At 52.6% G+C, this 13,285-nt stretch carries 11 protein-coding genes; 5 read left to right on the top strand and 6 right to left on the bottom strand.

From position 1 onward, the window contains the following. Window positions 1-164 precede the first annotated feature (164 nt). Entirely contained in the window at window positions 165-365 is a 201-nt protein-coding gene (locus H8S80_RS12300; protein WP_002601983.1) for a DUF1858 domain-containing protein, read from the bottom strand. Window positions 366-600: 235 nt separating this feature from the next. Here H8S80_RS12300 and pflB point away from each other — a divergent pair, with 235 nt between their 5' ends. The 5 genes from pflB to fdxA all read left to right on the top strand — a co-directional run bounded on the left by pflB (window position 601) and on the right by fdxA (window position 4,310). Next, window positions 601-2,643, top strand: coding sequence for a formate C-acetyltransferase (gene pflB / locus H8S80_RS12295; RefSeq protein WP_117633270.1), 2,043 nt, complete (start codon window positions 601-603; stop codon window positions 2,641-2,643). Between the two features lie 31 nt (window positions 2,644-2,674). After that, on the top strand, window positions 2,675-2,944 hold the full coding sequence (locus H8S80_RS12290; protein ID WP_002601985.1) for a hypothetical protein: 270 nt from the start codon (window positions 2,675-2,677) through the stop codon (window positions 2,942-2,944). A gap of 26 nt (window positions 2,945-2,970) precedes the next feature. Continuing rightward, window positions 2,971-3,222 carry an autonomous glycyl radical cofactor GrcA3 gene (gene grcA3 / locus H8S80_RS12285; protein ID WP_002601986.1) on the top strand — a complete coding sequence of 84 codons (252 nt, stop codon included), beginning with the start codon at window positions 2,971-2,973 and terminating at the stop codon, window positions 3,220-3,222. A gap of 51 nt (window positions 3,223-3,273) precedes the next feature. Then, a complete protein-coding gene (gene pflA / locus H8S80_RS12280; RefSeq protein ID WP_117633271.1) occupies window positions 3,274-4,044 on the top strand; it encodes a pyruvate formate-lyase-activating protein in 771 nt (256 codons plus the stop codon). 95 nt (window positions 4,045-4,139) lie between these two features. After that, window positions 4,140-4,310 carry a 4Fe-4S ferredoxin gene (gene fdxA, locus H8S80_RS12275; RefSeq protein ID WP_002601988.1) on the top strand — a complete coding sequence of 57 codons (171 nt, stop codon included), beginning with the start codon at window positions 4,140-4,142 and terminating at the stop codon, window positions 4,308-4,310. 69 nt (window positions 4,311-4,379) lie between these two features. Here fdxA and H8S80_RS12270 read toward each other — a convergent pair whose 3' ends face one another. The 5 genes from H8S80_RS12270 to H8S80_RS12250 are packed head-to-tail and all read right to left on the bottom strand — an operon-like array spanning window position 4,380 to window position 13,282. Then, window positions 4,380-5,780, bottom strand: a complete 1,401-nt coding sequence (locus H8S80_RS12270) for a glycoside hydrolase family 1 protein (RefSeq protein WP_117633272.1) — start codon at window positions 5,778-5,780, stop codon at window positions 4,380-4,382. 30 nt (window positions 5,781-5,810) lie between these two features. Further along, the gene (locus H8S80_RS12265; protein ID WP_117633273.1) at window positions 5,811-6,707 is read right to left on the bottom strand and encodes an ROK family protein; all 897 of its coding nucleotides are present in this window, start codon (window positions 6,705-6,707) and stop codon (window positions 5,811-5,813) included. Window position 6,708: 1 nt separating this feature from the next. Then, a complete protein-coding gene (locus tag H8S80_RS12260) occupies window positions 6,709-8,619 on the bottom strand; it encodes a beta-N-acetylhexosaminidase (RefSeq protein ID WP_117633274.1) in 1,911 nt (636 codons plus the stop codon). Between the two features lie 13 nt (window positions 8,620-8,632). Continuing rightward, window positions 8,633-10,114, bottom strand: coding sequence for a sulfatase (locus tag H8S80_RS12255; protein WP_117633275.1), 1,482 nt, complete (start codon window positions 10,112-10,114; stop codon window positions 8,633-8,635). Between the two features lie 3 nt (window positions 10,115-10,117). Next, window positions 10,118-13,282, bottom strand: a complete 3,165-nt coding sequence (locus H8S80_RS12250; protein ID WP_117633276.1) for an alpha-mannosidase — start codon at window positions 13,280-13,282, stop codon at window positions 10,118-10,120. Window positions 13,283-13,285 lie beyond the last annotated feature (3 nt).

Raw genomic sequence — 13,285 nt, 5'->3', positions numbered from 1 at the left:
ATGGTATCATTTTACCATATATAGAAATTAATTACAAATGCGTTAAACTCATCATAACAGGCACCCCGTCCCGCCATCTTGTTATAACGTGTAAATAACTTTTTTGCAAAATAAAAAGCACCGGCCGTCTCAAAAAAACGGCCGATGCTCCTGTAAAGTTTTTTCTATCTATCAGCAAGAACTTCATTAATCTGATTAACCAGTGTTTCACAGTCAATTCCATGAACCATACATGCTTCTTCTAAAGACTCACCCTGAGAAGCCGGGCAGCCAAGACAGTGCATGCCAGCGCGCATTAAAATCGGTGCAATGCAATCATCCATCTGGATCAGAGCGCCAATTAACATATCTTTACTAATCTGCATCGTGTATTCCTCCTTTAAAAATGTACATACTGTTTCTATAATATAATACTTTTCTTCCGAAATAGCAAGGGATTGTCCAGCCATTTTTGTAAAAATTTTATCATTACAAGGACTTGACGTGTATACAGTATTCAACTATAATATATTCATACAAAAGTTGTATGAATTATAACTTTTGGCAGCACTCGTTCATTATTTTTACTTATAAATAAGCAATCAACGGAGGTACAACATTATGAGACCAGAGTGGAGAGATTTTAGCGGCGGCGTCTGGGAAAGAGAAATCAATGTCAGAGACTTTATACAGAAGAACTACACCCCCTATGACGGCGATGACACCTTCCTCGCAGGTCCGACCCAGGCTACAAGGGATTTGTGGGCCCAGGTTATGGATTTGACCGTAAAAGAAAGAGAAGCTGGCGGTGTGCTGGATATGGATACGAAAATTGTTTCCACCATCACCTCCCACGGCCCAGGCTACCTGGATAAAGAAAAAGAAGAAATCGTAGGTTTCCAGACGGACAAGCCATTTAAGCGTTCCTTACAGCCTTACGGCGGTATCCGGATGGCCGAGAAGGCCTGCGCGGACAACGGCTACACCATTGATCCGGAGATCAGGGAATTCTTTACCGTTCACAGAAAGACACACAACGCAGGCGTTTTCGACGCTTATACCGATGAGATGCGCGCCTGCCGTTCCAACCACATCATCACCGGTCTTCCGGATGCATATGGCCGCGGCCGTATCATCGGCGACTACCGCCGTATCGCTTTATACGGCATCGACCGCCTGATCGAGAACAAGGAAGAGCAGAAATCGACCACACGTACCATCATGTACTCCGACGTAATCCGTGAGCGTGAGGAACTGTCTGAGCAGCTGCGCGCATTGGGTGAGTTAAAGAAGCTGGGCGCTATCTACGGTTTCGATATCTCCAAACCGGCGACTAATGTTAAGGAAGCGATCCAGTGGACATACCTGGGCTATTTAGCGGCTGTCAAGGAGCAGAACGGAGCGGCAATGTCCCTGGGACGTACCTCCACCTTCATCGATATCTACGCACAGAGAGATTTGGCAGAAGGCACCTTCACAGAAGAAGAGATTCAGGAATTCGTGGATCATTTTGTTATGAAGCTTCGTCTCGTAAAATTTGCCCGTACACCGGAATACAACGAACTGTTCTCCGGAGACCCGACCTGGGTGACAGAGTCCATCGGCGGTGTCGGCATCGACGGACGCCACATGGTCACAAAAATGTCCTACCGTTATTTACACACCTTACAGAACTTAGGAACCGCTCCGGAGCCGAACTTAACGGTTCTCTGGTCCACCAGACTTCCGGAAAACTTCAAGAGATTCTGTGCCAAGACCTCCATCGAGTCCTCATCCATCCAGTATGAGAACGATGACCTGATGAGAGTCACCCACGGTGACGACTACGCCATCGCCTGCTGTGTTTCTTCCATGCGTGTCGGCAAGGAAATGCAGTTCTTCGGCGCCCGTGCCAACCTGGCGAAGTGCCTGTTATACGCGATTAACGGCGGTATCGATGAGGTAACGAAGAAGCAGGTAGGTCCTAAGTACCGTCCGATCACCTCCGAATATCTCGATTACGATGAGGTAATGGAGGCATACAGAGACATGATGAGATGGCTGGCCCGTGTTTACGTCAACACCTTAAACATCATTCACTATATGCATGACAAATACTCCTACGAGCGCGTACAGATGGCGCTCCATGACAAGAAGGTAACCCGTTGGTTTGCAACCGGTATCGCCGGCTTATCCGTAGTGGCCGACTCCTTATCCGCCATCAAATACGCAAAGGTCAAGACCGTGCGTGATGAAAACGGCATCGTCGTGGATTATATCGTAGAAGGTGATTTCCCGAAATACGGCAACAATGACGACCGCGTTGACCAGCTGGCCAGCGAGCTTGTTCACACCTTCATGAACTACGTAAAGGGCAATCACACCTACCGCGGAGGTATCCCGACCACCTCGATCTTAACCATCACCTCCAACGTCGTATACGGTAAGAACACCGGCGCGACACCGGATGGCAGAAAGGCAGGCGAGGCATTTGCGCCAGGCGCCAACCCGATGCACCACCGCGACAGCCACGGAGCCGTTGCTTCTCTGGCTTCCGTTGCAAAGCTTCCATTTAAGGATGCGCAGGATGGTATTTCCAATACCTTCTCCATCGTGCCCGGAGCGCTCGGCAAGGAAGATCAGATCTTTACCGGCGATCTGGAAGTGGATTTAGACAACATTTAACTGATAACCTGTTAAGGAAGGAAGTGCTTTTATGGCAGCCCCTGACGAAAAAAAGATTGACGATATCGTCGCCATGCTGGATGCGTTTGTATCCGGCGGCGGCGGTCATATGAACATCCGCACGGCCTCAGACGGAACGGTCAGCGCGGATACCACCACATCAAAGACCGTCACCACCATGAATTCCTTAGACTGTGCCGCCGGCAATCTGGCCTGCAACGTGCCCACCCTGTTCGAGGGTATGGACACCGATGAGGAGGACCCGGAAAACAGTGCGACGGATTTCTCAGACAACTATTAAATACACCATTACAGGAGGAAAAAAACATGGCAAATACAAACATCAGTGACTCTCAGATCGACAACTTGGTATCCCTGTTAGACGGCTATGTACAGGAAGGCGGACACCACTTAAACGTCAACGTGTTCACCCGTGAAACCTTACTGGACGCTCAGAAGCATCCGGAAAACTATCCGCAGCTGACCGTGCGTGTATCCGGCTATGCGGTTAACTTCATTAAGCTTACAAAGGAACAGCAGGACGAGGTTATCTCCCGTACGTTCCACGACGCGATCTAAAATGCACATGAAATACGTTCCATTTTCATAAGAAAGGCAGGCGCTCTCCGCATGACGACAGGTCAGATACATTCGATTGAAAGCTTCGGCACCGTTGACGGGCCGGGCATCCGCATGGTAGTCTTTACGAAAGGCTGTCCCATGCGCTGCCAGTACTGTCACAACCCTGACACCTGGTCGTCAGGCGGGGGCACCTCCATGACGGTCTCTGAGATCCTGAGCCAGTATGAGGCTTCCCGCCCGTTCTACCGCGGCGGAGGCATCACGGTGACCGGCGGAGAACCCCTGCTTCAGATGGAATTTGTGACGGAATTATTTGAGGAGGCACGCCGGCGGGATATCCATACGTGTCTTGATACCTCCGGCGTCACCTTCCGGGACGCAGATACGGAATACTTAGAGCAGCTGGACCGGCTGCTCGCCTCTACCTGCCTCGTTATGCTCGATTTAAAACAGATTGACGACAAAAAGCACCGGCTGCTTACGGGCCGCCCGAACCGGAATATTCTGCAGTTTGCAGAGTATCTCGATCAAAAACAGATCCCCATGTGGATTCGCCATGTAGTGGTACCGGGAATTACGGACAACGAAAAAGACTTATACCATCTGGGCCGTTTTATCGGAACACTGAAATACGTGAAGGCCCTGGATGTCCTTCCCTACCACGATATGGGCAAGGTAAAATATAAGAATCTCGGCATGATTTATCCTTTGGAGGATGTACCGCCGATGTCAAAAGAAGGTGCCGTGGCTGCAAAGAAAATCATACTTCACGGCATCAAAGATGTGCGCACTGGAGCGCCGGATCTTTTCTGCTCCTAATTTTGAACAAAAACTACATCATTTTCCACTTGAATAATTTACATTTATAGTATAGAATATAGGCAAATGTATAGAATATAAGGAGGTAATTTATTATGGCATATGTTATTAGTGATGCATGCGTAAGCTGCGGAACATGTGAAGGCGAATGTCCAGTAAACGCGATTGCTGAGGGCGACGGACAGTACGTTATCGACGCTGATACCTGTATCAGCTGCGGAACTTGTGCTGGTGTATGTCCTACAGGCGCTATTTCTGAGGAATAATTAAATACATAAAGGAGCATGGATCGATACCGTCCGGTATTTGGCCATGCTCCTTTTTGTTTTGCAGATTTATATTTCGGTATGCAGAGAAAATCCGCCCCGTTCCGCCGTCTCCCGGAACCATCTTCCCGATTTCTTTACCGTAAGCCGGCAATTGTCCTTTCTATCCACTCTTATCATGCCATACCGGTTCTTATATGCATTCTTCCAGGACCAGCAGTCAAAGGGCGCCCATAAGTGGTATCCGAAGCAGTTACAGCCCTCCACGATAGCCTTATTAAGCCAGATTAAATGATCCCGGATGAATTCAATTCTGTAATCGTCCTCCACGATGCCATCCACGCCGATGAACTGCTCTTCGTTCTGCACGCCCATACCATTTTCCGATAGGTACCAGGGAATATTGCCGTAATTGTCGCGCAGTTGGATGGCGATTTCATAGACGGCAGGCTCATATATCTCCCATCCTCTCGAAAAATTCATCTTCTGCCCTTCATAAGTATATTCTTCAAAATACTTTTCCGGCATGAGGGGACCAGTAAACGGACTGATCCTTCTCGTAACCCGCCTCGGATGGTAGTAATTCACTCCGAGAAAATCTACCGTATTGGCACGGATCACCTCTAAGTCCTCCGCCTGAGCCTCCGGGCAGATTCCCTCCTTCTTTAAAAGCTCCACCAGGGCGTTTGGATACTCTCCTTTTAAGGAAGGATCCAGGAATGATTTGTTGAACAGCAGATCGGCAATTTCCGCACTTCTTCTGTCTTCTGCATTCTCCGGCTCTTTGCAGTAGGTAGGCGTTAGATTCAGCACGATACCGATCTGCCCCTCCCCGCCTCTCTTCCGAAACTCCTTAACCGCCATACTGCTGGCAAGCTGAAGATGGTACGATACCAGGGCCGCCCTTTTCGCATCACAAACAGCCGGATAATGATTCTTATAAAGATAGCCGCCCTCCGTTATGACAATCGGTTCGTTAAAGGTAAGCCACCGTTTTACCCTGTCTCCGAACAATTCAAAGCATTTTGCCGCGTACGCCGCAAATGCCTCCGCCGTTTCCCTGTTCTCAAAGCCTCCCTTCTCCACCCAGTACATGGGCAGATCAAAGTGATGGAGACAGAGAATCGGCTCGATCCCGCAGCTTAACAGCTCGTCAATCACCGACTTGTAAAACTCCACGCCCGCCTCATTTATGGTTCCCTCACGGTCTTTTATGAGCCGGCTCCACTGAATTGAGGTGCGGTAGGAGTTCATGCCGATCTCCTTCATAAGTCCGGCATACTCCTTATATTTATGGTAGAAATCCGAAGTCACGGCTGGTCCCACACCGTCGTAAAACAACTCCGGGGCCTGCTGAAACCAGTAATCCCATTCCATCTCCGCTTTTCCGTCCCCCGGAAAGCTGCCCTCCGACTGGGGCCCGGAACAGGCCGCGCCCCATAGAAAATCTTTACTGAACTGATACTCCATTGAAACCTCCTGCAATACTGTTACGTATTATCACCTATATAAATGGCAGTACAAAGCCCCATACAGGTTCGCCTTATTCCCAAACCGGCAGGGGACGATCTCCGGCATCAGAAATCCGAACTCCGCATCCTCCGCCATCCGTTCCATCCGCTTATAGATTTCGGGAATAACAAAGGGCGCCTCGCTGATACCGCCGCCCAGCACGATCAGCTCTGTGTCCAGCGTAAACTGGATCTGAAACAGTCCGACAGCCATGGCCTCGTAATATTCCTCCACCAGCCGGACCGCATCGCCGTCCCCGGCTTCAGCCAGACGGAAGAGTTCCCTGCCATCGGCACTTCTTCCCGTCAGCGCCTCATATCTTTTCGCCTGATTCACCATCGTACAGGAACTCCACGTCCGCCTCTGTTCCCCCTCCCGGTTCACCAGATAGTTGCCGAACTCGCCTGCATTATTGGACTTCCCCCGGTATACACGGCCATCCAGAACGATGGAACCGCCGATTCCGGTGCCGCATACCACGGAGACCATATTCCGCCTGCCGGCCGCCGCCCCCTTCCACAGTTCACCGAGCGCGGCGCAGTTGCCGTCATTTTCAATAGAGACCGGAAGCCCGCTCAGGCGGCGGCTGACCGCTTCGGTAAATGGGAAGCCATGGATATACGGGATCGCACTGATCCCCCCTACCACGCCCGTGCGGATGTCCACGGCTCCGGGAGAACTGACAGCAATCCCCGCAATGCGTGAATCTGCCGCCTTAAGTTCCGCCTGCACCGTCTCATACACCCGCCCCATCTCCTCAAGCATTCTCTCCATGCCTTCCTTCGGCGTCGGAAAGGAACCCGTACTGTCAAATTCCCCATCTTTATCTGAAACGGCAAATTTAACAGAAGTTCCTCCCAGATCAAAAATCAGGTAAAGATCCATTTTATCTTCGCTCCCTCAAATAATCTCCATACCACACTATGATCTCCTGAATCCTTCCAAGCTCCGATTCCCGGCTCACACTGCGGTACAGCTCCTTATAATGGTACAGCCACACCTCCAGTCGCTCTGAGAGCGCCCAGGTATCCGGCATAACGCCATACTCCGCGCCGTAATCCCATTTTGTGATTACCTTTCCCAGCTCGTTAAACAGGCCGATCCCTTCAACGGCTATGACATATTTCTTCACCATTTTTCGGCTTCGTCTGTCCATGTGGGGCAGAAGTCCATACAGCTCTCCGGTAATTTCTTCGAGATGCCGGTTCTTTTTATCGACTCCCTCCATGGATTCCATGTGTTCCTGTAAATACTGCCTGTGGTCGGTGGCATATTCCGGCGCGGCGCCTGTCTTGAGCTCCTTAAACCGGACCGCCATCTCCCATGTGAAGCCATGAAGCTCCTGGGTCTTTGCCAGCATACCCACCAACTGCCCGGTGGAATCATCGTATTCCAGGACTGAAATCTGGCGGTTCATCTCTTCCCATGCAGGAGGCTGTGCATTCCAGGAGCATGCGGCCCCGTAAATCATCCCCGGTATGCTGAATTCCGGATGATTGATGTGCAGGAAATCTCCCCAATCCGTATTCAGCACTCCGACCGCCTCGTATTTCCGGGCGTAATCGCACATGATTTTTATATTGCAGTACGCGTTCTCATACAAAGGAATCAGATGGTTCCAGCCGCATACACCCGGGCAGAGATACTGGACCGCTCCGGCCGCATCGAGCGCCCTCGTCTCATCCTCCCTCTGGTTTTTCGCGTATCCCCAGTTTAAGCAGATGGTCTCCGCCGGAAGCTCCTTTAGAAGCTCCGGCTCTCCGGCAATGACGTCGCCCCAGAACATGGGCCGCTTTCCGCAGGAAATCACGCATTCACACAAATCCTTTACGTAATTGATATAGAGCCTGTGAATCCCCAGACTCTCTTTCAGACTGCTGCTCCTTCCTTTTCCCAGATCAAAGGTCTCATCGGCACAGATATTGAACTGGCCGGAAGTAAACAGGGCCGCGAATTCTCTGATCTTTCCCTTGATGAACTCCAGGCTTTCCGGCGAAGACACGTTGATCGTATGGTGGTGCATCCGCCCCCTCAGCGAGAATGGCATGGATTCTGAGCCTTCCAGCTCACACAGATGGCTGTAATGCTTCGAGCCCAGGATTTTGTACAGGTGCCCGAAGGTGGACAGGGAAGGGACCAGCTCGATCCCGCGGTCGAGACAGTACCGGTCCAGCTCCAGAATATCTTCTGCGGTCAGCGGCGTGTCATCCCTCCATATTTCGCTGAAATCACGAAACAGGAATGTGTGCTCAATATAGAGCTGCATCTGGTTCAGCTTATAACGCACCATCCGGTTGGCCAGCTTTTTCAGCCAGCTAAGCTTAGGCACTCTTCCCCTTGTGACATCGTGGTAAAAGCCGCGGTTCCTAATGTCCGGCCTGTCGTGAATACTCATTGCCGGAAGTACGGCGCCCTGCTGCCCTGCCATCTGCAGGATCGTCTGCATTCCATGCCACAGCCCTTTCTCACCGCCGGTGAGAACGATCCCTTCCGGCCGGATTTCCAGAGTATATCCCTGGCCCAGTACATCCTCCGGCCCCAGTATATCCTCCGGACCCAGTACATCCTCCGGACCCAGCGCGTCCTCCCGGCGCAGAATGATATCCCCGTCTCTTCCTTTTCCCCTGGTCAGAGCTGGCCGATAACCGGTCTCTTCCTCCAGCGCATCTAAAAAGAGCATTGCCTGCTTTGTCAGAAGCGGTCCGCAGGACTCCTCCAACACCAGATAGCTTCCATAGCCTATCGTAAACTCCCCATCTCTTTTTTCAGCCTTTTTCGGCTGCGGTATTAAAATCATCAGTTTTCTCCTCTTATTCCTGTCCATTAAATTCATCCCTGTACTGTTCCCTAAGAAGCGGGATCCCGTACGCTCTCCCCGTCTCCTCAAGCCGCTTTTCATACGCTTCCAGGCGGCCTCTGCAGTGCTCCGGCCCGCCTTCCCGCATCACAGTCCACATGGGATCACGGTCTGAATCTGACTGCTTCATCATCCGCTCCGTCCAGTCTAAAAGCAGCCGTGCTCCGCGGCCGCAAAGCTCCGGACGCTCATCCGCCAGATTATGCAGCTGATGGGGATCGCAGTCCAGATCAAACACCATTTCCTCCGGCAGGAGATGGTACCCTCCATGGATGGTGCGGATATAGATATAATGGTCAAACCGGACGCTTCGCTGGCAAACGTGGGCGCACTGGGTCAGCACCGCCGCGGATCTCCCGCACTCTTTTCCGCCCAACAGCGGTTCCTTGAAGGAGACGCCGTCGTACCGGTAGTCCCCAAAGGTCTCCGTGCCTAAAAGCGCCTTCACCGTAGGGAGCAGATCCGTATTGTCATAAAAGCCCTTGATGCGGCGTCCGCCTTCGGCCCCCGGCCATCTGATGATTAGCGGAATATGGCATACCGGCTCGTCGGCCATGCCGTGTTCTCCATAGACCCCGAATTCTCCCAAATCCTCTCCGTGGTCTGCGGTAATGATAATCGCCAGATCGTCTCCGTAAAGCCCTTGCTCCTTAAGCCACGCCACGATCAGCCCAATATTGTCATCGGTGAACCGCACACTGTCATCATAGAGGTCGATAAAATGCTTCGCATCGCCCCTTGTCTTCAAGCTGCCGGGATGCTTCGGCCAACGGCTGAAGGTCTCGTCATTCCACATATTGATTTCATTGGCGCCGTGAGGGCCGATGTGCCGCAGATGTTCCTCAAAAATTTCATCCGTAATCCAGTCGTCCGGCAGAGGCTCATCCTGAAATTGGCTCTTCACCCCCTCCGGGGTGCGGTACGGCGTATGCGGGTCCCAGTAATGGACGTGAAGAAACCAGTCCTCCATCTCCCGGTTCCTTTCTAACCAATTAAGGACTGCCGGTGTGACCATGTCCGCCGACTCCCCGCCCCGGAGTCCCGGATTATAATACTCATCCAGGCCGGAGAGAAACCACCAGGCCGAGTGGCGCTCCGCAAAGCTGGAAAATGAGACTGTGTGAAGTCCGGCCCTCTTAAACTGCATGAAAAGCCCATTCTCCGACACCAGATCCGTAAAGCTCCGCGATTCGCCCTGAAGGCGTAAATCCGCCGCCGTACCGCCGTGTCCCACAATGCCGTTATGTATTCCGTAAAGCCCGGTCACCATCGACGCTCTGGAGGGAAGGCAGGGGGCATTGGGACAGTAATACCGGTCAAAGCACACGCCTTCTTTCGCAATCCCATCCATAACAGGCGTAGTATCCCGCCCATAGCCATAGCAGCCCATATGATCGGCCCTGAGTGTATCAATGTCAAACAGAATTACTTTCATCGCTTAAAACACCACCTTATACGTCTTAATCTCATACGGCTTAATGACAAAGGAAAAGCCATCCTGGTCAATCATAAGGCCGCCTGCCTCGTCAACGGGCTCCTCCAGCAGGTTGCATTCCGTCACTGTCACCGGGGCACAGGAAAGGCTCACTTTCGCGTTCACCCTTTTATTCCGGCTCTCGTAGAGACGCAGGATGATGCCATCACCGTCCTCGCTCCTCTTCACGGTCTCCAGGACCACGGAATCCCCCTTTACGCCTGCAAATCCATAGGATTCCCCGGGTATTCCGCCGTTTACCGCCGAAAGCGGCTGGTTTAAATCCGCAGCTTCCTTCTGGGTATCCGCCTCCCTCCACGTTCCCTGATGAGGATACAGCGAATACGTAAATACGTGCTTCTCGTTGTCCGTGTCAGGATTCGGTTCGATGCCCGATTTGATCAGCGTCAGCTCTATACAGCCCTCACGGACAGAATGGCCGTACTTGCAGTCATTTAACAGACTGACCCCATATCCGCTCTCCGATACGTCCATCCACTTATGGCCGCAGCTCTCAAAACGGGCTCTGTCCCAGCTCGTATTGGTATGGGTCTTTCGCACCACGTTGCCGAACTGGATGTCAAACGCCGCCTCGTCCGTATGGACATCCACCGGAAAGCCTGCCTTTAACAGGTACTGGTGCTCCTTCCAGTCCACCCAGGTGTTAAAATCAATTCTGGGGCTGTGGGCATAGAATCGGATATCCTGTGTCATGCGGGAATGCATGAAGCTACGGTTCACTGTGATCTGCAGACACAGCGGCCCCACTGACGTAACCGCAATCGACGCCGGCTCATCCAAATCCCAGTATTTCTCCGTATAGAACACATCGATATCCCAGTTATCATAATAAATCGGCTTATCCTCGTAGATCCTCAGACGGTTCCCCGCCTCGCCCGCCTTCCATACCTGACGGTTCTCCGAAAGGTCAAGAAGGCTCGTAAAGCTTCCATCCGCCGCCATATCCACTTTTGCAAACGGCGTAGTAATCACGAAGCCATCCGCGGTTTTTAAGACGGAAAACGGCGTATCTCCGCCGCTCTCTGCAGCGCTGTTTTCTACGACGCCCCCGGCCGCCTCGTCAGCCGTACCGCCGTCCGCTTCCCGCACCGCGCCATACACGGAGTATCCCTTGGAGGGAATCTCCCCCGTCAGAGAATACCGCAGTCCGCCGATCTCCTGGCTGGGAAGCGCCTCCCCTTTATCTGTCAAGGATGTCACCCCATCCGGAAGAACCGTCAGGCTCCTGCGTGTAAATCCCAGCGTATTGAATACGGTCACGCCGTCTCCGGCACCCGCCACGGCTTCCTTCCGCTCTTTGAGCAGACGGCCGCCTTCCTCCGCAACCTGCTCATACTCACGCTTCGTCACCTCATAGACTTCCTTAATTGATGATCCCGGGAGAATATCGTGGAACTGGTTTAGCAGCACCATTTTCCACAGCCGCTCCAAGTCCTCCGCCGGATAGGCCGCTCCCCTTTTCTCTGCCAGCACGGCCAGCAGCTCTAAGTCCATGAGAAGCAGCTCGCTCTTTCTGTTTGACCGCTTATTCCTGGCCATGGACGTATACGTTCCCCTGTGGTACTCAAAATAAAATTCTCCGGTCCACGTGTGGAGCCGCCTGCTGTCCTTCACCCGCTTGGAAAGCTCTGTAAAGTAAGTGAGGGAACTCTCCTGGCGCACCTTCGGTATGCCGCGGATTCCCTTTTCCATCCTCCTGCCCGTCTCCAGCATCTCCCTGGTTGGGCCGCCGCCTCCGTCGCCGTAGCCGAAGGCCACCAGAATATCATGGTTCATCTCTTTATTCTGATAGCGCTGCCAGCCGCCCATGATCGCGTCCGGATGCAGGATGCCGTTATAGGTGGTAAAAAAGCGATCCACGCTCTGCCCTACTCCCAATGTCGAGATGAGATGGGTCAAAACCTTTGTTCCGTCGATTCCTTCCCACAGAAGCGTGTCGTCCGGCACCTTGTTAAACTGGTTCCAGGAGAGCTTCGTCGTCATAAAATAGTCGATCCCGCATTTCTTCATGATCTGGGGCAGGGCGCCGGAATAACCGAATACGTCCGGAAGCCACAGCACCCGGCTGTCCACGCCGAATTCCTCTTGAAAGAACCGTTTGCCGTATAAAAACTGGCGCACCAGACTCTCTCCGCTGGTTAAGTTGCAGTCGGCCTCCAGCCACATGCCGCCCTCCGGCTCCCAGCGGCCTTCTGCTGCCCTTCTCTTAATCTCCTCATAAAGCTCCGGGTACCGTTCCTTCACAAACGTATAGAGGACCGGCTGGCTCGACATGAACCGGTATTCGGGATATTCGTCCATCAGCTCCAATACCGTGGCGAAGCTGCGGGCCGCCTTCTCCCGGGACTGGGCAACCGTCCACCACCACGCCACGTCGATGTGGGTATGCCCGATGCAGGTGGCAATCACCGTATCGTCGCCCGCCAGGTCCTCATACAGCGCCTTTGCGATATAGGCCCGCGCCGCCTCCACCGAGCGGTAGAAATCGTCGGAGAAGACGTCCCGTAAGTCCAGAAGGCTGATCGTGTCATTTAACACAGTCAGGATATCAATGGCCGTCTTTCCCTCCTGATCCATCCGGTCCATGGCCCATAACGGCACCTGGATATCATAATAAAGATCCTTAACCGGTTCTGACACTTCCTCCACATCTGCCATCAGACGAAATTCCGGATGAAGGGTGCCTGAATACGCCTGCAAATCAACCGTCACCGTCTCTCCCGCCGTTGCCGCCTCAGAAAGCAGGACCTCCCTGTGGTTCATATCGGCGCCCTGTACCGCCTCTCCGTTCAGAAACACGAGAAACTGCGGATTCTTGGCGTCATCCCACTCCTCAATCTGGGTACGGATGCGAAGCCATAAGCCCTTCCCGTCATACTCTTCCGGTACCGTAAATACGGTTCGGAACCAGTAATGGCGGTCCGGCCCGTACCAGTGCATCAGGCGGCTGTCAAACGTTTCCCAGTCTTCCTCCGCCCGATCGGCCTCCTCCGGCCGTAAAAAGAAGCCCTCCTTCACCTTCCAGTCATCCAGCTGGAATTTCCGGACAACCATTAATTTTTTTAGCTTATTGGCGATTACCTGCGCCCTCTCCCTTGCAAAAATCATATG

It is taken from the genome of Hungatella sp. L36, from assembly GCF_014288035.1.
Note: the sequence above shows the minus strand (reverse complement) of the source record. Positions and strands in the feature narration are given on the sequence as shown.